Source organism: Rickettsiella endosymbiont of Xylota segnis (assembly GCF_964019545.1).
In the GTDB taxonomy this organism is placed as follows: Bacteria; Pseudomonadota; Gammaproteobacteria; order Diplorickettsiales; family Diplorickettsiaceae; genus Aquirickettsiella.
In genome coordinates, this window is the sequence record NZ_OZ026451.1 from 622,811 (window position 1) to 647,751 (window position 24,941).

Consider the following 24,941-nt stretch of genomic DNA (forward strand, 5'->3'; position numbering starts at 1 on the left):
CTGCATAGAAAAACTAAAATAGACCGTCATGGAGGCAGAACGTCAGTGAAGCTGTGGCCAGCTATGTATTGCTGCGCGCCTTCTGCGTTCGTAATGACAAAAATAGTAGGCTTAGAAAATAAATCAATTTTCATGCTGAGCAATACGCAATAAAGCCTCTTGTAAAGATTTAACGGGTATAGTATCAGCAGCATTTTTTAATAATTCTGCGCTAGCACTGGATAGTGTGGGAGGAAGCTGGCTTAATTGTGTATTCTGTGCGTGAAACAAAGGTTGTATATTCCATTCAATATGCGTTAAATCGCGAAAATTAGGATGTTTAAGTAATTTTTGGGTTATATCTGGCAATATATAACGTAAACGCGTAGCCCAGGCTGCACTATCACACTCGATGATTAAATAACCGTCACGGAAATTAGCGACACGCGTATGCTCGCTTAGCTCAGCAGGGATTTCAACTTGCCAGATTTGATTCAGTTGAGTTAGCTGCTGCACTTTGTTTTGAATGAACGCTAAAATGCTTTCGGGATCTTGTTGCAAGATATTCACGGGCGTTTTTTCCGGAGCGGATTTTTTGATCATATTAATCTATTTTCATGGGTAAAATAACCAGTTGTACACCCAATAAGTGTAAACGTCTTTGTAGCATGATCGCTGTTTCATTATGCAATAAGCGAGTTATCCAGTTATCTTTACTAAAAATCAATTTGCTGGCAAAAAAGATTGAATGAGGAAATTCTTTAATGATTTTTTTAGATAAATTGGTTAATTTTTCGGTTGGATCTGTGCCGTAAGCCGTGTAGCCCTTTGCCGCTAAGCCTTGTTCTTGGCAATAGGTTACAAAATAATCCAACATTTCGTCGGTGCTTTTTTGCATGGCGGTCAATTCTTTTTTGGCACTAAAACTTTCTACGTCGACAATGCCGACGTTAACAAACACGAAATTTTTAAAATGATTAGGGAACATGCGCAATATCCATAATAGATTATGCAAACCAATACCTCGGTGTCTACCCACCATAATCACAGCGGTAGCTTCTTTAGGTTGCAAAGGCGTGACTACACTAGGCACCTTTAAAGGTGTGCTGGTCATCAGTAAATCGATATCATGTAATTTATTAAATACCATCGTGTAATGTTTTTTAACTAACAGACAAATGAAAATAACAAAACTTGTGATCAGTACGGTTACCCAGCCACCAAACGTAAATTTTGATATCAGTGTGATGATCAATATGCTAAAGGTGACTAGAAAAGCAAAAGCTGAAAAAAATAAACGTCCTAACCAATGCGGTGAGGCATTACTTCTGTGTTTTATCCAATATACACACAGACCTAAAATTGAAAGAGAAAAGGTTAAGAACACATTCATACTATAAAGAATGACTAACCAAGATACACGACCACCACTCAGCCAAAGAATAAGGAGTGCAGCAATACCAAACACAATAACGCCGTTTTGTGTGACTAAACGGCTAGAAAGATGACGAAAACGATTTGGTAACCAACTATCGATCGACATGTTTGCTAACACACCCGGGCCGGCTAAAAAACCCGTATTCGCGCCGACTAATAATAGACCTGCTTCAAGTAATAAAGTTACGGTTAACATCACTTTTGCAAGTGCAGAATCGCCTAATATCTTATGAAATACCACCGCATTCAGGGTTTGACCATGCACAGGATGTGCATGCCAGAGTAAATACAACAATATAATTCCACCCGCGGTAAAACTTAAGGAAAGCGCCATATAAAACATGGTCCATTTGCCGGTTCGTACACGCGGTTCCATAAGTCGATTCACATTGTTGGAAACGGCTTCGATCCCAGTATAGGTACCACTTCCTAAAGAATATGCGCGTAATAAAAGGGCAATAATAAATAGCCAACCCGTTTGCTTTGACATTTCCAAGGTGTTACTTAAGGTGTCAGAAAACACGTTAGGTAAAGTGCTTTTATGCGTAATGACACCATAAATAATTAAAAAAAAGTGTGTAGCGACAAATCCTAAAAAAATCGGCATTAGCACCTTAATTGATTCTTTCATGCCGCGCAAATTAAGTGCGATGAGTAGGATAATAACGCACGCAGCAGATAACAGTTTATAACTCAAGAAATAATGGGGCAGTAAACTAAACAAGGCGTCGATACCACTTGCTACAGATATGGTAATGGTTAAGACGTAATCGACAATGAGTGCTGCACCGGAAACCAATCCGGCATGGGGGCCTAATAACTGCGTGGCTACTTTATAACCACCGCCACCGCTAGGAAATAATGTAATGACCTGATTATAAGCCAGCGCAATAATAAATACGGTTAATATCGTAGCGATAGAAATGTACAGGCCTAAAGAACTATAGTGCGGGCCTAAAGCAATAAATGCTTCTTCAGGACCATAACAAGAAGATGATAAACCGTCTGCACCGAGACCTACCCAGGCTAAAAAGGCTACTAATGCAATATTGCGTTGCGCGTTTGGATTTAAAGGATTGCGGGGTTTACCGAGCAAAAAACGACCTAGACGTTGAAAAAAAGTCATGCTCATGCAGAGTCTGAATAAAAAGCTACTATAGCCGGTTAAGCATGGTTTTTGAAGTCGCTCTCTCAAAACTTGATTCAGTGTATACTAATTATGCGAGCACAATTTTGCTTGTTTATCTGGATTACTGCAATAATTATTTTAAATAAGGACATCAATATGTTTATCACGGACATCAATAAATTATTAACCAAAGTATTTCAACAAAAATGTTATCTTGAGGATGATCTTACGTCATTTTATAAACTTAAATTTCCAAATATATCAAGTATTGAGGAATTTAATGAAATTAAAGATAATGTCGAAATATTTTTATCTCAATATGATGTTAAAACCGGAACTATGGCGATCCTTTATCCAAAAGAGGCGAGTAAAGTCTTCATATTACCGATAAATAAATTACCTCTAGATCAGCTTTTAGAAAAACTAGATGCTTTATTCAAAGATAGTCAATTACATGAAGCAGTTAATCCAAACGGTGTATTGCGAGTAAAAGAATGCTTAGATAACGGCGCTAATATTAATAATAAAAATATTGTTGGTGATACAGTGCTGCATATTGCCACGCGAAAAGACTATTTTCCCATTGTGAGTTTACTTTTAAAGAAAGGTGCCTCAACTAATATTTCGAATCACAAAGGTGAAACACCTTTATGGATTGTTGATCAAAATAATGATGCTATTATGGGAAAAGCGTTCATAGAGACTGTGTTAGATCCAAAGGCTGAGAAACCTGACTTGACTATGCAAGTACTTATTGATTATTGGGATGAACGAATTCAAAAACTGGCTAATAAGCCAATGAATCAAGGCTTTGTAGAAGGAGCAGTCGAAGGGGTACCCAGTCCTAAAAAAGTAAAAAAGCTTGCCCAATTCTTTTTTTCTAAGACTTCACCACGAATCGATGAGCAGCAGCCAGAAGAAGCAGTTATAGCAAACTTAGTCAAATAAACATTGATTTTCGTAGGCTTGATTGATAGAAAGAGAAATAAATTTGCAATCCTGGGTAGGACTTTTTTTGTACTTTAGTTAAGATAGGCTAAAAAAGTTCTTTTTCTTTCGGGGGTTAACTAGATGACTACATCGTCAAATAATCGATATGAGATCCCATGTCTGGCTTCACATTGCTTAGAACCGCTGCATCAGTTAGAACAGCGCTTACTGACTGCGCAAACAGCGATAGAAAATTGGTTACGTGAGCAATGGCGTAAAACACCGGCTCCTTTTTATTCCTCCGTCGATTTACGCAATGCCGGATTTAAATTAGCGCCAGTGGATACAAATTTGTTTCCTGCTGGGTTTAATAATTTGAGTGAAGATTTTATTCCATTGGCCGTGCAAGCAGCACAAGAAACCTTAGAGCGCTTAGCACCAGGATGTTTACGTATTTTATTGATTCCTGAAAATCATACTCGAAATAATTTTTATTTCGAAAATCTTTTCACATTACAAGATATTTTGAGTAAAGCTGGTTTTGAAGTAAAAATCGGATCCTTATTAGAAGACATCGAAGCAAACAAAAAGATTAGGCTAGAGTCAGGCGGCTCAATAACATTAGAACCCATCCACCGTCAGGGCGATCATATTAAAGTTAATGATTTTTTGCCTTGTTTTATTTTATTAAATAATGATTTAGCCAATGGTATTCCTAAAATATTACATGGAATAAAACAATCTATTTTACCAAATGTTAATTTAGGTTGGCATCGTCGTTTAAAATCAAATCATTTCCATCACTATGAGCAAGTGACCAAAGAATTTTCAGAATTATTAAATATAGATCCTTGGTTAATTACACCTTATTTTTCATATTGTACGGGTGTGGACTTTATGCAACGCGAAGGTGAAGATTGCATGCTAGAAAAAAGCCAACAAATATTACAAGCAACACAAAAAAAATATGATCACTATCATATTAAAGAAAAACCTTATGTGGTTATTAAAGCGGATGCAGGTACTTATGGCATGGGTGTGTTATCTATTCATGAAGTAGAAGAAATCCAACAACTCAACCGCAAAAAACGTAGTGATATGATGGTTTCTAAAGGTAGCCGGCCGATCAATAAGGTAATAATTCAAGAAGGGGTATATACATTTGAAACATGGAATGCTGCAGTGGCAGAGCCCGTAGTTTATATGCTCGGACAATATGTCGTCGGTGGATTTTATCGTGTTCACACCGGTCGTGGCGTTAGCGATAATCTGAATACACCCGGTATGCAATTTGAACCTTTGCCTTTTGTGCAAGCCTGTAATATTCCAGACCATAGCGGACAACAAAAAGGCAAATGCGCGAATCGGTTCTATGTTTACGGTGTGATTGCACGATTAGCTTTATTAGCGGCGGCACGCGAACAAGCTGAAGTTTTAAAGCAAGCGGAGTAAACCATGCTTAAGGCACTTGGCGTGATTATGGATCCCATAGCCGGGATTAATCCAAAAAAAGATACGACATTGGCTTTATTGCTAGCGGCACAACAACGTCATTGGCCAATTTTTTACATGGAAGTTACCGATCTTTTTTTGATTAATGAAAAGCCTTATGCGCGTATGCGCAGATTGCAGGTCAAGGATGATGAAAAAAGTTGGTTTTCTTATGATAAGGAAACTATTGCTCCACTCACAAGTTTATCAGTGATATTAATGCGAAAGGATCCTCCAATAGATATGCAGTACATTTATGTGACTCAATTGTTGGATAAAGCAGAGCAACAAGGCGTATTAATTGCTAATCGTCCACAAAGTCTGCGTGATTTTAATGAAAAATTATTTACATTAAATTTTCCACAATGTTGTCCTCCCAGTTTAGTGACATCTACTATTCATGCCGCACAAGAATTTTTGTTGGAATATCAAGATATTATCGCTAAACCTTTGGATGGTATGGGTGGTCAGTCAGTATTTAGATTGCGTACCAGTGATCCCAATATCAATGTCATCTTAGAAACCTTAACCACTAACAATCAATCTTATATGATGTTACAGCGCTATATTCCAGAAGTGCTTGCTGGAGATAAACGTATTATTATGATCAATGGCGAACCTATTCCTTATGCTTTGGCACGTATCGCGCCACCCGGTGAAACGCGAGCAAATTTGGCCGTAGGTGGAAAAGGTAAAGCCATTAAATTAAGCGAACGCGATGTTTGGATTTGTCAACAAGTAGGTCCTAGTTTACGAGAAAAAGGGTTAATACTTGTTGGCTTAGATGTGATTGGCGATTATTTAACCGAAATTAATATTACCAGCCCTACCGGTGTGCGTGAAATCGATGCGCAATGTAATATTAATATCAGTGCGCAATTTATCGATGCGATTTTTCCTAACGCATAATCCTGTTTTTTATCCTAGTATAGAAAAATCACTGATATGGCGAACGAATGTCTAGATGTCGCGTACCTCGCTGTTTGTAATGACGCATAAAAATAGATTATTCAGTAAAAGGATCCTAAGTTGATACAACCCCCAAGTATACAGTTTGAAGATTTTAAGCAACTATTAAAACCACGACGCAGAGACGCGCATAAAGGTTTATTTGGCCATGCGCTGATAGTGGGTGGTGATCACGGCATGACAGGAGCAGCGCGTTTGGCGGCTGAAGCTGCATTACGCGTAGGTGCAGGTTTAGTAAGTGTGGCCACTCGAGCAGAATCGATTACTGCCATAATCTGTGAACGTCCTGAAATCATGGCACATGCAGTTAAAACTGGCAAAGACCTTATTCCTTTAATGCAAAAAGTCAATGTCATCGTATTAGGAACCGGCTTAGGTCAAAAAAGTTGGTCAAAGCAATTATTGTCGCGCATTTTAACGGCTGTACAAGTCAAAGTATTGGATGCGGATGCTTTGAATTTATTGGCGAAACAGTGTAAAAAATCAGACAATTGGATTTTAACGCCTCACCCGGGGGAAGCCGCCCGTTTATTGGACTGTACTGTAAAAGTAATTCAAGCAAATCGAATTAAGGCAGTTAAAGCATTACAAAAAAAATATGGCGGTGTTGTGGTGCTCAAAGGTGCGGGTAGTTTAATCTGTACAGACAAATCACTACGAATTTGTCTAGCTGGGAATCCAGGCATGGCCAGTGGAGGTATGGGGGATGTTTTAAGTGGCGTGATCGGTGGACTTTTGGCACAACATTTTACCTTACAACAAGCAGCAGAATGTGGTGTTTATTTACATGCACTGGCAGGTGATAGGGCGGCGGCAAAAAATGGTGAACGAGGTTTATTAGCCAGTGATTTAATACCGTATTTATATCAACTTATCAATTGAGATTAATTTAATTTATGGAGCAACTATGCACAAGCAATACTATTCAGCGTTGGTTAGAGTTGCCATTATTGGCTTTTTTTTAAGTTTAATCATACTTGCTTTTACTGCGCATGGAGTTCCTGCTAATCCGATTTTTTTTATTGTTATGTTAAGTTTATGCGGCATTATAGCATTGTGTATGATGTATCGTTACTTATGCGTTCCTTTTTTGTTTGCAACGTTTAGTGTACTAGCCGTGTTACGGATTTTAGGTTTACATAAATGTTTTATTCCTATGATCCCTGTCATTATGAGTCTACTGTGTTTAGTGATTTTATTTGTTTATATTGCTTATCATGATGTTAAACAACGACCTATTATCTTGCAGGGGAAACCTCAAGAAATGTTTAATATGTCTGCATATGAATGGCATCTTAGTTTTATTCGAATATACGTAGGGTTTGATCTCATTGCTCATTGTGCTGAAAAATTATTTGCCGGACGCATCCCTTTTCGAGCTGATGTAAGCGCTTTCGCACACTTAAATGTTGTCGATCCTAGTTTTTTCGTCAGATTTTCAGGCTTATGCGAATTAGCAGGCGTCATTTCATTAGGATTAGGCTTGTTAACCCGCGTTGGTGCGCTAGGCACCTCCTTATATTTAATTATGGCAACAATTATTGGACATCATTTTTTAAAGGGCTTTATTTGGGCGTTACCCGGTGGAGGCTGGGAATATCCAGTTATGTGGAGCGTTTTTATTCTGAGTTATGTTGTATTAGGTGCCGATGAGTTTTCTATCGATGGTGTTTTAGATAGGAAGTTTAATTTACCCTTTTGGCTAAAAAGATTAATGGGAGTCATGGAATCGGATAAGAAACTTTCATATAAAAAAATTAGCTTTTAATGAACATGCAAATTAGAAAGAAAACCAAACGAGCAATTCACAGTTTCTGTGATGAAGCTGTGTAAAAATATGTGTAAAAGCTTTTGAACACGTTAATATGACTGATGTCGTAAAGTTTGTTTAAAAATTAAGCGGTATGAAAATTTATCCCCCATTTAATCTAAGAAATTTTGGATAATTATGAGGTTCATATTCTTCATTATCAGCTACGGGCGTTGTAAAAAAACTTAATCTAGAAATAGAGCGGTTTAAACCCACTGAGCAAGTTGATTTTTGTCCGCAAAATTTGATTGTTTCAATAGTGACACTATATTCCCTATTTCCTTTGATTTTAAAATAATCCTCTAAAAGTTCGTCAGCAAATTTATTTTTTTTACTTTCGTCAACAAGGTAAGAGATTTGCGGCACCAGTGTTAAATAAAAATTATGGAATTCTATTCTATTTTTGAATGCATGTGGAATATACAATTTTTCTACCGAGCTAACATTGATCCCTACAAATTCAGCATAAAGAGCATAATTTGTATCATTCAAATAGCAAAAAGGGGATTGATAATTTTTAAAATACTTATGCCAATGTAACTTTTGTGTCAAATGAGTGATTAGTTCCGCCTGGCTTTTTTCATAAACGGCCGCGAGGATATAGATAGGGGCTCCATTTTTCAGCGCTTTTCCAATATTTTGAAAGGCTAATGCTTTATTAGTAACCCAGGGGATGCAAAAAAAACTAACTGCAGCATCATATTTAGCTGTAGAATTTAATCGTTTAATATCGGTAACCTGAAAATCTAGGTTATCTCGTTTAAAATGTGTTTTTGCAAATTTTATCATGTCAGCGGATTTATCGATCCCGATTACTTGTCCAGAAGTAAGCTGTGATGCAATGTAATGCGTTGTTTTTCCATTACCACAGCCAATATCCAGAATAGAAGCACCGCTTTTAAAAGAGCAAGTCTCTAAAAATTTTATCGCAGCATTATATTGGAAATCAGAACATTGAGTATACTTGGCAGGATCCCAGTCTTTTTTAATCATGTTAAAATCCCTTTTAAATGAGAGCAAATTATAAATAAATTAAAAAATTTGTAAATATAAAACAATTAATATCTTTGTATTTGCAACTGAAATAAAATTTTTAACTTAATGTTAATATAGAAATTTATAAATTATGTTAAGCTTTTATAGATAAAGAAATTAAATTAAAAAGAGGTAAATAAAATGCTAAAATCTTCAGAAAATAAAAAAAAACCTAAACCAATTCATTTATTTAAAGCGAACATTAACAACAAAAACGACGCTTTTTTTTTGATCACTGATTCTGATCCAGAGTTATGGATGAAGCAAGAGCCCACCGATTGGGAAACAGTGAACATTTATAATAGGGAAGTTTTAAGAGATGGTGGTTCAACAACATATTATATTAATGGGAAAAAGTATGACGAATTATATATTCCATCTTCTTTTAAAAAAAATGAAAAGCCTTATATATCAGGAAGTCATACCTCCAATGTTGAGTTAGAAAAACTACCCTTGTCAAAAGAAATATTAAAAGGAATAGATATAAGCAAATTAGATTTATCGGATATTTCTGAAACTAATGTCGACGCAGAAAAAAAGCAAGAAGAACTTCAAAAAAAACATAAATCGAGTAATAGCACTTCCTTAGGACTTTTCTCAGCCGATTTATCTGATTTTTTTGATGCACTTTCAAAAGATTCCAAAGAGGTTTTAAAACCTGGAACTTCATCTACTAGTGAAAAAGGCCAAAGGACTTAGCCAATTAAAAATGTAAGTAAGTGAAAAGAAGAATTCTTTATATGCATTTAAAGTGAAATGTTATCTAATTGACAGAAAATAACTAGAAATTTTTCCTGCAGGTTTATTAAAGGAATAATAAATGAAAAAAGTAGAGCATGTGTCGCATACCGGATCCAAGCAAACAGTGAACAGTTAGCACAATCTTTTCCTAGTTTAGAGCAAGATAGCTCAAAAATTGCTGAGACCACTTTATGCTGAAAAAATTTTAAAATTAAAAGCACAAATTGTTAAAATTATAACTGAGGTTGATAATTTGAAAGCCTCCTTGCTGATTTTTATAGCGGCAAAAGATGCAATGAAAAAAATAGCAGTGATAAAAATGATCCGTTTACTTATTGATGGTGAGATTAAATTAATTAATCGAAAAGTACATTACTATGGTTACATAAAATTAACCAAAGAAGTGAAAATAGAAGTACTATCAACTAAAGAAATACATTTAGACCTGAACTTTTCGAAAGACGCTTGTTAGAATTAAGATTGCAAGAAAAAGAAACCCATCCAATTATTCAAAATTTAGAATTGGCTATACATACGTTAAAGAGAGTTTTTGAAGAATTCTTTAAGAACCCCAGTAAATCTTCTTGCGAAGATTTTCAAATAAAAGAATGTCTTAAGCAAGAAATTCAATTACTTGAAAAAGAGAATTCAAAAAATAAATCGCGATTGGAAAATATAAAAGAAAAAATAAAAATATTAAAAGAGCTAAATTCAATCAGGTTACTTCTTTAGTAGCCATTCACGCTAAACAGTTATTTTTTAATGGTAAGGCAGAAAGTGATAATTGCATACCAGAATTAAAAACTCAGGCGATCAAGAATCGTATTTAAGTCGAATTTACATTAGAGTTTAAACATCTATGGCGACTTGGACTTTGCCATCGATTAATCGAGCAGGGAAGGTTTTGACACCAGTAAAAGCAGGGGCACGGGTTGCAGCGCCCGTTTTAATACAAAAACCAGCGCCATGCCAAGGACAAATAATTTCTTCTCCTTCTATCTCGCCGCCTTCAAGTGATTGATCTTCGTGTGTACAGAGATTTTTTATGGCATAAAATTCGCCATTTAGATTGAAAATCAATAAAGATAAGCCATTCCAGTCAAATACTTGATAAGTATCCACTGGAAAACTGGCAGCATCGATTACATCAACCCAATTAGTCATTTTCTCTCCTTTAGTATAGCATTGCAGAAGACTTTTATAGCATACCTAATTGTAATTTAGCGGCTTCGGACATATTTTCAGTGCTCCAAGGTGGATCCCACACTAATTCCACTTGCGTTGCACTGACACCCGCCACATTATTGATCGCATTTTCCACTATGCCGGGAAAAGTTTGCGCTACAGGACAACCCGGCGAAGTTAAAGTCATTTCAATCTTTACCAATGCTTGTGGATCAATAAAAATATTATAAATAAGTCCTAAATCATAAATGTTGACCGGAATTTCTGGGTCATAGATGCCTTTAAGTGCTTCGATAATAGTATTTTTTAAAGTGATTAATGCGTCTTCGGTCAGTGGATAGGGTGTCAGTGTCATCATAGGTATGTCGATTATTGCTGTTCGGTAGAAACTAATGCATTGTTTTGTTTCAAAGCGGCTTGTAAGGTATGCCAGGCCAAAGTTGCGCATTTTACGCGCGCTGGATAGGCTTTAACACCAGCAAATACCGCTAATTTTTCTAGATCCTGTAATTGTTCAGATGTGGTGGCTGCACTGGTTAATAACTGATGAAAGCTAGCAAATAAGGCTTCGGCTTGCTTAAGTGTTTTACCCGATAATATCTCTGACATCAAGGAAGCAGATGCCATAGAAATGGCGCAACCTGAACCTTCAAAGCTAATGCCTGTAATTTTTTCCTGTTCTATTTTAAGGTATACGGTTAAGCGATCGCCACAGAACTGATTAAAACCATTTGCTGAGCGATTCGCCAACGGCATTGTGTGATGATGGCGAGGATTGCGTCCATGGTCTAGGATCATTTCTTGGTATAGTTCGCGTAAATCTGACATCATTTTCTTAAGTCTTATTTAAACAATTGTTTTAAAGTGTGTAAACCGCTTATTAAGGCATCAATATCTGCTTTATTATTGTAGAACGCTAAGGAAGCGCGCACAGTAGAATCGACATTAAAACGTTGCATTAATGGCATGGTGCAATGTTGGCCGGCGCGCACTGCAACACCGACTTCAGTATTTAATACGTCACTGATATCATGTCCATGGATACGTATGCCACGTGAATCACTGACCGTAAAATTCAAAATAGCCGCTTTTTCTTTGGCAGTACCGATTAAGTGCAAGCCCTGAATCGTTTGTAAATTTTTGCTAGCATAGTCGAATAATTGCTGTTCATGAAGATGTACAGCAGCAAAATCTAATAGATTAAGATAGTCAATTGCGGCTCCTAGACCAATAGCTCCTGCAATGTGTGGTGTGCCGGCTTCAAATTTATACGGCGGTTCGCGGTAATAGCTTTTTTCTAGACTCACTTCGGTGATCATACTGCCACCACCTTGATAAGGGGGCATGGCAGCTAATAATTCCTGTTTACCATATAAAACACCTATACCCGTCGGCGCAAATAACTTATGACCGGAAAACACATAGAAATCACAATCTAAAGCTTGTACATCAACTTTTTGATGAGCGACTGCTTGCGCGCCGTCGACCAATACTTTGGTATTTGGACTATTCGCATGGGCACAATCAATAATTTGTTTAATCGGGTTAATAGTTCCGAGTGTATTGGAAATATGGCAGATAGCGACGAGTTTAGTTTTTTGGTTGAGTAAACGTTGATACTCTTCCAGTAGTAATTCACCTGCATCATTAATTGGGATGACTTTTAGTTTGGCGCCGGTTTGTGCACATAAAATTTGCCAAGGGACGATGTTGGCATGATGTTCCATATACGAAATAATAATTTCATCGCCCGCTTTGATCTGGCTTAAACCATAGGTCTGCGCAACTAAATTAATGGCTTCAGTGGTACCGCGTACAAAAATAATTTCTGTAAACGATTTTGCATGAATAAACTGTTGAATTTTTTCACGACTTAATTCAAATTCTTCAGTAGCTAATTCACTTAAGGTATGGATACCACGATGCACATTACTATTTTCATAACGATAAAAATGGTCTAAACGTTCGATAACAGAACGTGGTTTTTGCGTGCTTGCTGCATTATCAAGGTAAACTAAAGACTTGCCTTTTATTTTTTGTTGTAAAATAGGAAAGTCAGATCTTATTTTTTTTATGTCAAATGCTTTCATATGTTTTTTTAATTAAACTGGGTAAAGTAACATCACTAAATAGCGGCATTTGTTCAATGATGTCTTGAATAAAGGCTTTAACGAGTAATTCCGTCGCTGCAGTTACACTTAATCCACGTGTACGTAAATAAAATAAGGCATCTTTATCGAGTTGACCAATGCTAGCTCCATGCGTACATTGGATATCATCGGTAAATATTTCTAACTGTGGTTTACTATTCACTTCGGCAAGGGGTGATAATAATAAATTTTTATTCAGCTGTTGAGCTTTAGATTTAATCGCTTGTTCACGAACAATCACTTTGCCATTAAATGCAGCACGTGCGCGATCATCAATAATGCCTTTGTAAAATTCTTCACTGCGAGTATGCGGGCTGACATGATCGATCTGCGTAGTGTGATCCACTTGTTGCTGACCTACAGCGTAATAGAGACCTTTTAATTGGCAATGTGCATCGGGTGCTAATAATTTAACAGTAACATCGCTACGAATTAAAGCGCCGCTTAAAGCCAAGGAATAAGCAGAAAATTGACTCTGTTGTTGTTGTGTAACATAAAGATTGCCAACATGCTGTGCTTGTTTACTCTCGGTGATGGCTTTGTAATGTTCAATATGGCTATTTGTCGCTAAACGGCATTCAGTAACGGTATTCGTAAAATAATTAGCATTATTTTTGTAGGTCAAATCGATGTATTTTTCGATAATAGTGGCTTGGCTATTTTCTTCAGCAATAATGATGTTACGCAATGGAATAAAGCGCTGGGATATTTCTTCTGTATTAATAAACAAAATTTCTATCGGAGAGCTCAAACGCGTGTTAGCCGCTAAATAAATATAAACACCTTCTTGCATAAAGGCAGTATTTAAATGTGTAAAACTATTTTCTACTACCGTTTCCTTAGGTTTCCAAGTCGCATTTAATTGATCAGGATATTGATGCAACATAGTGCATAAATTCGATATTATGCTGTTATTCGCTAACATCGGAATTGTAGATAAATGTGCGGCAAAAAAACCATTCACGAATACTAAGCGATAATCGCCGTTCAGTGGACCCAACATGCTTGTTGCGACGTCGTTGACAGACGTAGACATACTTAAAGAATAAGGAGTTTGATATAATGCCGTTAAAGAGGTGTATTTCCAATCGGCGTGTTTTTTACTAGGAAAACCGTGTGTAGAAAATTGCTTTAAAGCATCCAAGCGTAATCGATGCAAATGTTTTTCTCCTTGACCGATTAATTTTTTTTCAACGCGTTGGTATTCCTGGCAATAGTGGGCTACGGCGTTAAGGTCAACATTTTTTTTATTTGTTAACATGTTTCACCTAAGGATTCTTCTTCTAAAATAGCGCTATAACCGTCTTTTTCTAAGATTTGCGCCAAAGAAAAATTACCGGAACGAATAATTTTTCCGCTTGCCAGTATATGTACATGGTCTGGTTTAATATAATCGAGTAAACGTTGATAGTGCGTAATGAGCACCATAGCACGTTGTGGCGAACGCAGATTATTCACACCCTCGGCAATTATTTTTAAAGCATCAATATCTAAACCGGAATCTGTTTCATCTAAAAGTGCTAATTTAGGTTCTAAAAGTGCCATTTGTAAAATTTCGTTACGCTTTTTCTCACCGCCAGAAAAACCTGTATTAACTGATCGGTACAAAAAATCTTGATCCATTTCGACAAACTTTAGCTTTTCCTTAATGAGTTTTAAAAAATCCATGGCATCAAGCTCAGTTTCACCACGTGCTTTGCGGATAGCATTTAACGAAGCTTTCAGCAAATAAACATTGCTAACGCCAGGGATTTCGACGGGATATTGAAACGCTAAAAATATTCCGGCACGCGCGCGTAGCTCAGGTGTTAATTGGGTTAAATCTTCACCTAAATAATTAATTTCGCCTTGCGTGAGTGTGTAATTGCCGCGGCCTGCTAAAACATTGGCTAAGGTACTTTTACCCGATCCATTAGGACCCATGATCGCGTGTATTTCGCCGGGTTTTACCTGTAGGTTAATCCCACGTAATATTTTCTTGTTATCGACTTCTGCGTGTAAATTTTTAATAGTTAACATATTTTTCTTTCTTTAAATGAGTAATTAACCAATGGACCCTTCTAAACTAAGACCCAGTAATTTTTGTGCTTCAACCGCAAATTCCATAGGTAATTCTTTAAATACCGCTTTGCAAAAACCATTCACGATCAATGAAAGGGCTTCTTCGCTATCGAGACCGCGTTGTAAACAATAAAAAAGTTGATCTTCACTAATTTTAGAAGCAGAGGCTTCATGTTCTATTTGTGCGGTTTGATTTTTAACTTCGATGCTAGGGAAGGTATGTGCTTTGCAGTCACCACCAATCAAGAGTGAATCACATTGCGTATAATTGCGCGCATGGTCTGCTGTTTCTGCTATTTTGACTAAACCACGATAGCTGTTTTGACCATGGCCTGCACTAATCCCTTTCGACAAAATCGTACTTTTAGTGTTTTTACCAATATGTATCATCTTGGTTCCGGTATCGGCTTGTTGTTTATGATTGGTTAGCGCAACGGAATAAAATTCGCCGACAGAAGCATCGCCTTGCAGAATAACACTCGGATATTTCCAAGTAATGGCTGAACCGGTTTCGACTTGTGTCCAAGAGATTTTTGAATGTACACCACGACAATGGCCGCGTTTAGTAACAAAATTGTAAATTCCACCTTTGCCATCTTTATCGCCAGGATACCAATTTTGCACTGTTGAATATTTAATCTGAGCATGATCTAAGGCTATTAGCTCGACCACCGCGGCGTGTAATTGATTTTCATCTCGTTGTGGTGCAGTACATCCTTCTAAATAACTAACATAACTACCTTCATCCGCAATGATTAATGTGCGTTCAAATTGGCCCGTATTAGCGGCATTAATACGAAAATAGGTAGATAATTCCATGGGGCAGCGTGTGCCTGGTGGTATATAGCAAAAGGAGCCATCGGTAAACACCGCCGCATTTAAACAGGCATAAAAATTATCGGTAAAGGGAACGACTGTGCCTAAATATTTTTTGATGAGTTCTGGATATTCTTGTACCGCTTCGGAAAAGGAACAAAATAAGATACCCATACCACGCAATTTTTCTTTAAACGTGGTAGCGACAGAAATACTATCAAAGACGGCATCGACGGCAACATTGGATAAACGTTCTTGTTCTTGAAGTGAAATACCTAATTTATTATACGTACGCAACAATTCCGGATCGACTTCATCTAAACTATTCAGTTGTTTTTTTATTTTGGGTGCCGAATAATAGCTAATTGCTTGGTAGTCGATAGCCGGATAATGCATATAATCCGCCCAGTGCGGTTCGGATAAGCTTAACCAATGACGGTAGGCTTTTAAACGCCAAGCCAATAAAAATTCCGGTTCATTTTTTTTAGCAGAAATATGCCGGATAACGTCTTCATTCAAACCGCAAGGCAGTGTGTCCGCGTCGATATCACTGACAAAGCCATGTTGATAATCTTGTTGTAATAATTTGTTTAAAGCAGCTTGGGTCATGGATTGTTCTCTGGCAGCAAATGAAGTGGAATTTTTATCGTTTCTAATGGGTTGAGTCTAACGGGTTGAATGAGGTCTGCCAAACTAATATGCATTAAAGTCGCTTGAATAAAGGCGCTAATCCTACGCCAGTTATCACGTATCGTACACTGTTTTTCTAAGCTACAGGCTAGTGTGGTATGACTACATTCGGTGAGTGCTATTTGACCCTCTAGGGTTTGAATTACCGTTCCTAGTGAAATATCTGTCGCCGGATAAGCGAGTTGATAGCCTCCTTTAACACCCCGATTAGCGTGTAAAAGGCCTTCATGGCTCAAACGTTTCAGCAGCTTGCTGGTTGTCGGTAAAGAGATGCCAGTATGCTCGGCAATGTTTTTCGCATTGATGGCAAGTCCAGGATGTTGCGATAAATACGCCATGATGACCACGGCATAATCGGTTAGTTTGCTGAGCCTTAACATAATAAGAAGTAAGTTTTTATTATACCCGTCTGAAATGGGACCATTTTAGTCCTATTCCTTGTCAAAAACAAGCTTCTCTCTACTAAAAGAGGAAAAAAATTTTAATATACGAACAACTTTTGTATAAAGGGATTGGGAGAAATAGGAGGATGGAAGCCTATGATACTTCGAATAAGTAAGGAGTGATGGTGAGTCGCACGGTGTTTATTGATTAGCGCGCTTATTTCTACAGATTAAAAGATCCACTCGAATAATAAAATCTATTTATTGTTCGAGTGCTTGAATCAATTAAATCAGTTATTTGTACGATGGTGAGCGATTATTATAGGTTTGATTTGAGTTACTATCTTCTGGTGTAGGATCTGTAAACATTTTTTCAGTGTAACGCGGGTTGTTCGTGTTTATAATCGTGTTATTAACCTCGAGCGAATTTTGTTTCTCATGTGGAGTGCGAGTTCCCAATTCTTTTTCAAAAGTATTCAATAGTGAATTTTCAGCCGATAAAGATTTTTCATAGTTTCTTTCATATTTATCTTTTTGAAATTCCTTAGGAGTTTTGATAAATGCACCTAGTATTGCACCAATGGAAAAAAAAATAGGGGTACCATATGCGAGACACGTTAAAAATAAGGCAGGTGCAACTAAGTGTGGTGCAACCAATGCAATCATGAACGATACGAAAATAGCTATTGGAAGGAATGCTAAACCCATTTTCAATGATGTTTTAAGTCTTGCCCAAAATTTATTTTCAACTGATTCTTCAACTGAGTATTTTTTTGATGGCGCATGATGATTAGATTTTAGCGCGAAAATTTTTGAATTTTGAATTTTAATAAATTTTTCTAGTTGATCTTTGTTCAACTTTTCTAAATCTACACTTAAATTCTCTGCCTTTGCATTCTTAGAGGCCTTATCCTTTGTATCATAAAATAAAGCTTTAAGAGGGTCGTTATCTTCTGAGGAAAATATTTGATTTTTAATTCCAAATTTATGTAGAGCCTCTAATGTCTGAAGTGGTATTGTAAACATAATTATCTCGCAGTTTAAATAGTAAGAAAACTTTATCATGTTATTTTACATAACTTAAGAAAATATTAAGACACACTATTCATTAAGACTCAGCACAAGACAAAAAACAAAAAAGGCTATGTAAAGGTTGTGCAATAAGAGGCACAAATGAAAATAAAAAAAGTTTAAGTTTTGAGACTTACGTTACTTTTTTATGTATTTTTGCTATTGTGAGTATTAGCATTGGGGAAGTTTGTAGTATTATTCACAGGGCAAATTTGACCGGTAGGCTTGAAAAAACAATTTTTTTTAGGAGGTAGCAATGGGGGCGAACTTTGCTGGTTCTGCGCATGGCTTTCATTTTTTTTAAGTGAATTTTCTTTAATAGTAATAAAAAGATCATTTAATAAATCATTAACTTGTGAGCTAGTGATTAATGTTTTAAACTTATCTAATAAAGAATTCACCGTTTCTTTATCTTTCTCATTTTTTATTTGAATAATATAGGGTGAAAGCTCATCTAATATTTTTTTAATATTTTGTAGTTTTACTCGCGCCAATTCTATATCAACAGCATCAACGATGTTTGTTGAATTCATAGGATTAAAAATAATTTTCTCTAATCTTAAAAATTTATCAAAAACTGAGGTGTTTTTAAATAATTTTTTTATTTTTAACAATTTTTGAATGAATTCATTTTCCATTTCGACTAAGCCATATAAAGCTAGAAAACGGCTATCTTCAGTTTTCTCTTGATCCGAAGCTTTTTTATGTAATTCTATCAAATGCTTCAGAAAATCAAGTTTTAAATGAATGCTATGAAGTTTTGTTTGTATAGGTTTAATGTTAGGATGATTAGAATTTAATAAACAGGTTATTTCTTTCATCATCCCTTGAATGTTAGAAGGAATATTACAATTAGCACTAAAAAATATTGAGAATAACTCACCTTGATATTTTAATGGTCTATTTTTTTCTAAAATTTCAAAATCACTGTTTAAGCAATTAATAGTGCCTCTAATTTGCTCCAGAAGGATTTTTTTAATGCCTATAGGATTTTTTCTAGGGGGATTGGGGTGAGATGTTATTAGGTTTTGTTCTTGATTTTTAGTAGAATCAAGATTCTGATTGGCTGGTTTTAAATGAGTAGCAGTTAATAAGGCTATTTTTGCCCTAGTTAAGTGAGAACGAATCATGCTCAGTTCAGTCTGTAGATGAGCTTCCTTAGATTGTTTAGATTGTAGACTTTCTAAAACGGTGTCTAGATAAATTATAGTATGTAAATAAGATGATTTTTTATTACTTTCATCTTTTAGTTCAAGATCAATCAATTTGGCAATTTTGTTTTTTAATTTATTGAAGTTTTGTTTAGGAAACTCTAAAGTAACAATAAAGTAGGTATTGAGTATCGTTTGCTTTAATTCTTGGCATCCAGCATAAGAGCAATCTTTTTTTCCTTTTGAATTTTGCAGAATATTTGTAATATATAATAGATGTTCTTTAGTAAGCTTAACGGCTTGAGTCATATTTTTGATAGATTCTAAAAAATTATTTCTTAGCGATTCATTTTTGATTAAATAAATCCTATCCATTAATTGCTCGTTTAATGTTCGAAATAGCTGTGTTAAAAAACCTAGTAGTTGATTTTTCTCATCTAAATTTTTTGCAGGTTTAGCAAAAAGGAGATCATAGCTAATAAAAGCTATATTGTTAACTTCTTCAATTAAATTTTTTAAATCTAATTTTTTAATGTCACTATGGTTTAAAGCAATTAACAAAGTTTTTAATTTTTTTATATGTTCTATAAGAATATTATTTAGAGGTAATACTAAAGTATAAGATGATACAAAATCACCAAGGAATTTTTTAAAATTATCCGCATCGTATAATAGGTTTATTTGCTTAATAATATATTTTAAATGTAATTGAAGTTCGTTGACCCTAATGAAATCAAGCAAAGATTTTTTTTTAAGTAACTTTAATTTTTTTTCATCAAATAATTTAATTTTATTTATGTTTTCGAGTTCATTTTTTTCTAAAAAGCAGTTATATATTATTTTTTTTTCCAGAGAATTTCTCAAGAATGTTAGTTTATTTTTATAAGTAGAATCTTTAAGTGAGTTCAATTCAGCGACGTCGTATTTTTCAAAATGGGTTCTTAAATCGGCTTTCAGAAATTCTTCTATGGATCCTTGTTGTGCCTTCTCCTTTAAAATTAGCGACATTTTTTTAATAATATACTCACTCGAAAAAACAGTTAAATGTATAGATTTAATGATGTAGCTATTGGTGCCTTGTTGGCAGTCTATGGTATCAGCAAGTTTTTTCAAAAAATCCGATAGTAAGTCCTTGAGTTTTTTTAGTTCTTGTTCGGAGGGAACTTGTTTAATAGTGTTTAATTTTTTCTCTAGCTGTTGTAAAAAAACATTTATTACTTTTATATTTTCTTCACGCTCTAGAAATAAAGCTTTAACTTGTAGTTTTAAGTATTCTAGATTAACGTCTAGAGGTTGCATATCCATTTGTTCTTGGTATTTGTTAAAGATATTAGCTGCTTTAATTTGGCCCAAGCGTTGCAATACTTTTAAAGTGATGGATTTTCTGTCTATGGACGATGTTGTCATTGCATAGCGTTATAAATAAATTTGATATAAAATAACATTTTAATCTTAAATATTTATTAAGTACTTCTGAAAAGAGAAATAATCTCAGGACAAAAAATCTAAGGGATAAAAAAAGTTATATAATTCAGTTGACAAAAACCGGAGAAGAACGAAGCCAGCGAGTAATAAAAAATATATAGATTGAATGATCAGTTACTAAGAAACTGGCCAGGCGTATAAGTTAAATGTTTGTCAGATAAACAATCTGAAATAATTTTTTTTGACGATAAGTTATAAGCTTTAAAAAATCCATAGGCACTGACAGCCCCCAAAGTTACACAAGCTACTGCAGCAACGCTAGCAATTCCTCCGGTTAAAACGTTCGCAGCGATAGATATGCTAAAACAGAAAATCCCCATAGCATTCGACATGATTCGCCCGGGGAGTGTTACGAAACATGGTATTAAACTTGGCCACACAATTCCAAAAGCAAGATGATTGAGACTAACATATAAAAAATCAGGATCCGGAATGTTTGCGAATTTATTTAAAAACCATTGAGTTGTCACAGCACAATTATTATCAAAAATACTTGCTGTTTGCTGAGTTTCATTCCAATAATTTTTCCATTCTCGAGTGATATCATCAGGATTTGCTTCAATATTGAAGCTGAATACACAACTTGCTGCTTGAATACATTTTTTACAAGAGTTTAATTCATAGTCCGAATCCCATGAACGGTTGGGCGGATCTGTTTCCCAACGATTAATTCTATAAAATTCATTGTCCTTGGATGATGTGTTTCTAATACAATCTCAATATGAGAAAAGGGGCCATGAAAATTTAAAAGATGTACAGTGATTGTCGCCATATTAAAATTTTTATTATTTTATTCCTTTTAAGTTTATCGTTAAAACATTAACTAAATATTAAATTAATAAGCTTGAAATAGCTTACTGGAATCCACTTTGATGTAAAAGAGGCGAATCAATGTTTCTTAATTAAACCCTGATGTTGTTACGCCTGAAGTAAAAAATTAAGCATCCAGTTTTTTTTTGCATAGGCAACTTCAATATTTATGGAAAAAGTAGGAATAGATCAAAAAATGACCTAGCTCGATAATTTGCATTATTCAAATTAAGCGCTAAACTTGAGTATGAAAGTTCCGTTGGATTGCGCTTGAAGTTTGATCCTAGAAGGTTGGAGATAGTCTTGAAGCATGGTGTGCATGCCTACTTTAAGTAGGAAGCCTAAAGTGCTTCACAAATCGCCATCGTAGCGTTGTCGCTTTCAAGTAGATTAAGACACTAACGGGACTTTTTTCTATTTTATCTAAGAACCCGCCTTTTTCATCACTTGTGCGTTAAAAGATTGTCTACGGTATTCATGCAACTGCCAGTGCACTTATTAAAGAAAAATACTTGATCTGTTGGTTCAGCCTTTTAGATCTTCCGCTTTTATTTTATTGCTGCGTTAGATCACTTTTTTCTATTCATATTTATATCATAGATTCTAAAACTATAGGGGATTTGTTTTTTTCTAATCAAGTCCATAACAAATTAATTAAATCCAAATCTCAGAATGCGATTGATTGCTTTGTCCTACAAAGACTCATTTAATTAATTGGTTAATAAACTCTTAAGAATTAATTGTTATACTAATAAAAAATTTATTTTTTTAAAGAGTGTTTATGCCTATACTTACCACTACAAAAATTTCTACCGAAAAACTTCAAGAAATCATTAACTTGGGTAAAGAAAAGAGTATAATTACAGAAGAACTAGCTGATCGTCTAACACGCAGCATAGAATCCATAAATTCTGATGGGGAAATACTTTTAGATGATGAACAGTTAAAGGGCTTGATAAAAATTCAAGAGGTACGAGTTAATCAGAGAACAACGAAAAGTTTTTACAAAGAAATAGCCTTGAATACCTTACGAATGCTGGCGCTCACTGTATTTATTGCATGTGCGCTTGTATTTGCATTTGCAACTGTGGCATTAGGTTTAGGAGTTGTGTTTGGTATAGTTATTTCTCCCTTAACCACACTTGGGATTATTTATGCGACGTTTGCCAGTTCTGCTGCTGGTGTATTTATAGCTGCAGCTACGTTTGTCAGTATAAATCCATTTCCCAGTCCTTCTCTGTCGGACCAAACTGAGATTGAAACTTTGAGTATACTTAAAAACTCTATGGAAGCTATGGAACTTATGGATGAAACGAAAATCGCAAGCCACGATCAAAAAAAATCTGTTGAAAATCACTCTGGTACCCCTCACAATTTTGGCTCTTTTTTCCAAAAAACGACCAACCAAATTGATGCATCTAATGAGCAATTGCTGTCTGAAACAGTACCGCATATTTCTCCGAGTTCCGTGAAAATATAAAACCAATTTATAGAATAAAAGTTTTTTTGAATGGAAGCTTGTGTTAACAGGGATGTTTACTAAGAGCTATAGGCCTGTATGGGCGCGGGTTTGATATTCAATAAACCCTAATTCTGATTGTGAAAAAAATTTACCGCAAAACTCACTTAGGGCAAAAATTGGTTTGTGTCTAATATCCCAATGAACGGCCGCCATCGACAGTGATAATTTGACCAGTGATAAAGTCTGCGTGGTTAATTAAAAAAACCGCTGTTTTAGCAATGTCTTGAGGTGTTCCGGCGCGCTTCAAGGCGTTGCGGGCGATGATTTTTTCACGTAAAGCTTCATTAAATTCAGTTTCGTCATCTGGCCACAATACTATACCCGGTGCGATGGCATTGACGCGAATCTCAGGTCCTAATTCCTTGGCTAAGCTCTTTGTGAGCATCACTAAGCCAGCTTTAGCAATACAGTACACAGAATAATTCTTTAAGGGACGTCGTGCTTGAATATCGACGAGATTGATAATACAACCTTTTTGCTGTTTGAGATGGGGGGCAGCCAGCTGGGATAAAAAAAACGGGGCTTTTAAATTGCTCGTCATCAATTCTTCCCATTCTTTAGATGTTACTTTGGCTAAAGGCACTGGATAAAAGCTAGAAGCATTATTGATTAAAACATCGAGTTGGCCCCATTCGCCAAGTACCTGTGCGATTAAGCCTTGCAATTTGTCGGTATCGCATAAGTTAGCCTTTAATGCGATAGCCGAATTTTTGCGTTGTTGATTAAAACTTGCACATAAGGTAGAAGCGTGCTGGGCAGATTCTCGATAATGTATGGCTAAGCGCATGCCCTGTTGATGACAATGTTGAGCAATAGCTGCACCGACACGCTTTGCGGCGCCAGTTATTAGCACTACCTTATTGTTTACTATAGAATTATCTGGCATGGTTTTACCTTAAATAGTTAGAGCAACAATGATAAAAATACCGCTAGGTCTACCGGTTCCGACGGATGCATTGCAAGCACAAAGTGCTATGTTGTGTCAGTTGATTAGCGACGAAATAAGTCATGAGCCATTAGCCTCTATTAGTTTCGCACGATTTATGGAGTTAGCATTATACGAGCCAAAATTCGGATATTATACAGCGGCTTTAGATAAATTTGGGAAAGCAGGCGATTTCACTACCGCACCTGAGATTTCTCCATTATTTGCACGCTGCATCGGTCGACAGTGTGAACAAGTTTTGGCAAATTTAGGTCAGGCGGATATTTTAGAGATAGGAGCGGGCACTGGCCAACTAGCTATTGATTTATTGTTGTTCTTAGAACAAGAACAAAGCTTGCCTTGCACCTATAAGATTTTCGAAATTAGTCCAACACTTAAAAAGCGTCAACAAGAACGCTTGCAACAAGATATCCCTCATTTATTCTCGTTAGTAGAATGGTTAGACGAATGGCCAGCGCTGCCTATTAAAGGTGTAATTTTGGCTAATGAAGTGGTAGATGCATTACCGGTACATCAATATTTATGGACTGAAGATTGTATTCAAGAGGTGCGAGTTGCTTGTGAAAAACATCGATTTATTTATCATCTTGCTCCAGTAGATGACTTGCTAATAAGTCAATTAACTCAATTGCAGGCAAACTATTTTTCAGAGATAAAAATCTATCAATCAGAAATGTGCAGGCGACTCCCTGATTGGGTGGGCAAACTGAGTTGCGCTTTAGATCAGGGTTTGGCGTTAATTATCGATTATGGTTTTCCAGCGCAAGAATATTATCACCCCGATAGAGCGAACGGGACACTCCTGTGTTATTACCAACATCGTGCCCATGCTGATCCCTTAAGTTTAGTGGGTTTACAGGATATTACGGCCTCCGTGGATTTTAGCAGTATGGCACAAGCAGCACTTCAATCAGGTTTAAAAGTGGCTGGTTTCACCTCGCAAGCAGCGTTCTTGCTTAACAATGATTTGTTACCTTTAACAGAAAAATGTTATGATGAGGTATCCTCGATGGATGTTAACCGACAGGTGCATTTACTAACATCACCGAGTGAAATGGGAGAGCTTATTAAAGTGATGGGCTTGACCCGAAACTATGAGTTTTTCCCATTAAATGGATTTAAGTTATACGATAAACGGATGCGTTTATAG

Annotated in this window: 25 protein-coding genes; 10 read left to right on the forward strand and 15 right to left on the reverse strand. The window is 35.9% G+C overall.

Translation table 11 applies throughout. From position 1 onward, the window contains the following. Positions 1 to 123 precede the first annotated feature (123 nt). Together AACL18_RS02865 and AACL18_RS02870 are read right to left on the reverse strand one after the other, a co-directional pair. Positions 124 to 582, reverse strand: a complete 459-nt coding sequence (locus tag AACL18_RS02865; protein ID WP_339051282.1) for a DUF721 domain-containing protein — start codon at positions 580 to 582, stop codon at positions 124 to 126. A gap of 1 nt (position 583) precedes the next feature. Continuing rightward, positions 584 to 2,542 carry an APC family permease gene (locus AACL18_RS02870; protein WP_339051283.1) on the reverse strand — a complete coding sequence of 653 codons (1,959 nt, stop codon included), beginning with the start codon at positions 2,540 to 2,542 and terminating at the stop codon, positions 584 to 586. Between the two features lie 159 nt (positions 2,543 to 2,701). Here AACL18_RS02870 and AACL18_RS02875 point away from each other — a divergent pair, with 159 nt between their 5' ends. The 5 genes from AACL18_RS02875 to AACL18_RS02895 all read left to right on the forward strand — a co-directional run bounded on the left by AACL18_RS02875 (position 2,702) and on the right by AACL18_RS02895 (position 7,703). After that, entirely contained in the window at positions 2,702 to 3,493 is a 792-nt protein-coding gene (locus AACL18_RS02875; RefSeq protein WP_339051286.1) for an ankyrin repeat domain-containing protein, read from the forward strand. A 123-nt stretch (positions 3,494 to 3,616) separates the two neighbouring features. Further along, on the forward strand, positions 3,617 to 4,927 hold the full coding sequence (gene gshA, locus AACL18_RS02880) for a glutamate--cysteine ligase (RefSeq protein WP_339051287.1): 1,311 nt from the start codon (positions 3,617 to 3,619) through the stop codon (positions 4,925 to 4,927). Between the two features lie 3 nt (positions 4,928 to 4,930). Next, the gene (gene gshB / locus AACL18_RS02885) at positions 4,931 to 5,875 is read left to right on the forward strand and encodes a glutathione synthase (RefSeq protein WP_339051289.1); all 945 of its coding nucleotides are present in this window, start codon (positions 4,931 to 4,933) and stop codon (positions 5,873 to 5,875) included. Between the two features lie 120 nt (positions 5,876 to 5,995). Then, positions 5,996 to 6,817 carry an NAD(P)H-hydrate dehydratase gene (locus AACL18_RS02890; RefSeq protein ID WP_339051291.1) on the forward strand — a complete coding sequence of 274 codons (822 nt, stop codon included), beginning with the start codon at positions 5,996 to 5,998 and terminating at the stop codon, positions 6,815 to 6,817. A gap of 25 nt (positions 6,818 to 6,842) precedes the next feature. Beyond that, positions 6,843 to 7,703 (forward strand): DoxX family protein, encoded by an 861-nt coding sequence (locus tag AACL18_RS02895; protein ID WP_339051293.1) that lies wholly within the window; start codon positions 6,843 to 6,845, stop codon positions 7,701 to 7,703. 144 nt (positions 7,704 to 7,847) lie between these two features. Here the strand turns inward: AACL18_RS02895 and AACL18_RS02900 are convergent, their stop codons facing one another. Further along, positions 7,848 to 8,738 carry a class I SAM-dependent methyltransferase gene (locus AACL18_RS02900; RefSeq protein WP_339051295.1) on the reverse strand — a complete coding sequence of 297 codons (891 nt, stop codon included), beginning with the start codon at positions 8,736 to 8,738 and terminating at the stop codon, positions 7,848 to 7,850. A gap of 183 nt (positions 8,739 to 8,921) precedes the next feature. Between AACL18_RS02900 and AACL18_RS02905 the strand changes: the two genes are divergently transcribed. The 3 genes from AACL18_RS02905 to AACL18_RS02915 all read left to right on the forward strand — a co-directional run bounded on the left by AACL18_RS02905 (position 8,922) and on the right by AACL18_RS02915 (position 10,253). Then, positions 8,922 to 9,479, forward strand: coding sequence for a hypothetical protein (locus tag AACL18_RS02905; RefSeq protein WP_339051296.1), 558 nt, complete (start codon positions 8,922 to 8,924; stop codon positions 9,477 to 9,479). A gap of 217 nt (positions 9,480 to 9,696) precedes the next feature. Continuing rightward, entirely contained in the window at positions 9,697 to 9,993 is a 297-nt protein-coding gene (locus AACL18_RS02910; protein ID WP_339051298.1) for a hypothetical protein, read from the forward strand. An 8-nt stretch (positions 9,994 to 10,001) separates the two neighbouring features. Then, entirely contained in the window at positions 10,002 to 10,253 is a 252-nt protein-coding gene (locus AACL18_RS02915) for a hypothetical protein (RefSeq protein ID WP_339051300.1), read from the forward strand. A gap of 117 nt (positions 10,254 to 10,370) precedes the next feature. On the opposite strand, the gene AACL18_RS02920 is transcribed toward AACL18_RS02915, so the two are convergent. The 11 genes from AACL18_RS02920 to AACL18_RS02970 form a co-directional block, all read right to left on the reverse strand. After that, positions 10,371 to 10,685, reverse strand: coding sequence for a Rieske 2Fe-2S domain-containing protein (locus tag AACL18_RS02920; protein ID WP_339051302.1), 315 nt, complete (start codon positions 10,683 to 10,685; stop codon positions 10,371 to 10,373). Between the two features lie 34 nt (positions 10,686 to 10,719). Then, positions 10,720 to 11,064, reverse strand: coding sequence for an SUF system Fe-S cluster assembly protein (locus AACL18_RS02925; RefSeq protein WP_422395893.1), 345 nt, complete (start codon positions 11,062 to 11,064; stop codon positions 10,720 to 10,722). An 11-nt stretch (positions 11,065 to 11,075) separates the two neighbouring features. Next, on the reverse strand, positions 11,076 to 11,537 hold the full coding sequence (sufU, locus tag AACL18_RS02930; protein ID WP_339051303.1) for a Fe-S cluster assembly sulfur transfer protein SufU: 462 nt from the start codon (positions 11,535 to 11,537) through the stop codon (positions 11,076 to 11,078). 11 nt (positions 11,538 to 11,548) lie between these two features. Beyond that, positions 11,549 to 12,796 (reverse strand): cysteine desulfurase, encoded by a 1,248-nt coding sequence (locus AACL18_RS02935; protein ID WP_339051305.1) that lies wholly within the window; start codon positions 12,794 to 12,796, stop codon positions 11,549 to 11,551. After that, complete coding sequence (gene sufD / locus AACL18_RS02940) at positions 12,783 to 14,117, reverse strand: Fe-S cluster assembly protein SufD (RefSeq protein WP_339051307.1); 1,335 nt, start codon at positions 14,115 to 14,117, stop codon at positions 12,783 to 12,785. The genes AACL18_RS02935 and sufD overlap by 14 nt, the downstream gene beginning before the upstream one ends. After that, entirely contained in the window at positions 14,111 to 14,875 is a 765-nt protein-coding gene (gene sufC, locus AACL18_RS02945) for a Fe-S cluster assembly ATPase SufC (RefSeq protein ID WP_339051308.1), read from the reverse strand. The genes sufD and sufC overlap by 7 nt, the downstream gene beginning before the upstream one ends. 24 nt (positions 14,876 to 14,899) lie before the next feature. Then, positions 14,900 to 16,342, reverse strand: a complete 1,443-nt coding sequence (gene sufB / locus AACL18_RS02950; RefSeq protein ID WP_339051310.1) for a Fe-S cluster assembly protein SufB — start codon at positions 16,340 to 16,342, stop codon at positions 14,900 to 14,902. Beyond that, entirely contained in the window at positions 16,339 to 16,803 is a 465-nt protein-coding gene (locus AACL18_RS02955) for an SUF system Fe-S cluster assembly regulator (protein ID WP_339051312.1), read from the reverse strand. The genes sufB and AACL18_RS02955 overlap by 4 nt, the downstream gene beginning before the upstream one ends. Positions 16,804 to 17,100: 297 nt before the next feature. Next, on the reverse strand, positions 17,101 to 17,832 hold the full coding sequence (locus tag AACL18_RS02960) for a hypothetical protein (RefSeq protein WP_339051313.1): 732 nt from the start codon (positions 17,830 to 17,832) through the stop codon (positions 17,101 to 17,103). A gap of 191 nt (positions 17,833 to 18,023) precedes the next feature. After that, positions 18,024 to 20,435 carry a hypothetical protein gene (locus AACL18_RS02965; RefSeq protein ID WP_339051314.1) on the reverse strand — a complete coding sequence of 804 codons (2,412 nt, stop codon included), beginning with the start codon at positions 20,433 to 20,435 and terminating at the stop codon, positions 18,024 to 18,026. A gap of 188 nt (positions 20,436 to 20,623) precedes the next feature. Then, complete coding sequence (locus AACL18_RS02970) at positions 20,624 to 20,845, reverse strand: hypothetical protein (protein ID WP_339051315.1); 222 nt, start codon at positions 20,843 to 20,845, stop codon at positions 20,624 to 20,626. Between the two features lie 1,259 nt (positions 20,846 to 22,104). On the opposite strand from AACL18_RS02970, the gene AACL18_RS02975 reads away from it, so the two are divergent. Next, on the forward strand, positions 22,105 to 22,803 hold the full coding sequence (locus tag AACL18_RS02975) for a hypothetical protein (RefSeq protein ID WP_339051316.1): 699 nt from the start codon (positions 22,105 to 22,107) through the stop codon (positions 22,801 to 22,803). A 169-nt stretch (positions 22,804 to 22,972) separates the two neighbouring features. Here AACL18_RS02975 and AACL18_RS02980 read toward each other — a convergent pair whose 3' ends face one another. Next, entirely contained in the window at positions 22,973 to 23,731 is a 759-nt protein-coding gene (locus AACL18_RS02980) for a pteridine reductase (RefSeq protein ID WP_339051317.1), read from the reverse strand. Positions 23,732 to 23,759: 28 nt separating this feature from the next. On the opposite strand from AACL18_RS02980, the gene AACL18_RS02985 reads away from it, so the two are divergent. Beyond that, positions 23,760 to 24,941, forward strand: a complete 1,182-nt coding sequence (locus tag AACL18_RS02985) for a class I SAM-dependent methyltransferase (RefSeq protein WP_339051318.1) — start codon at positions 23,760 to 23,762, stop codon at positions 24,939 to 24,941.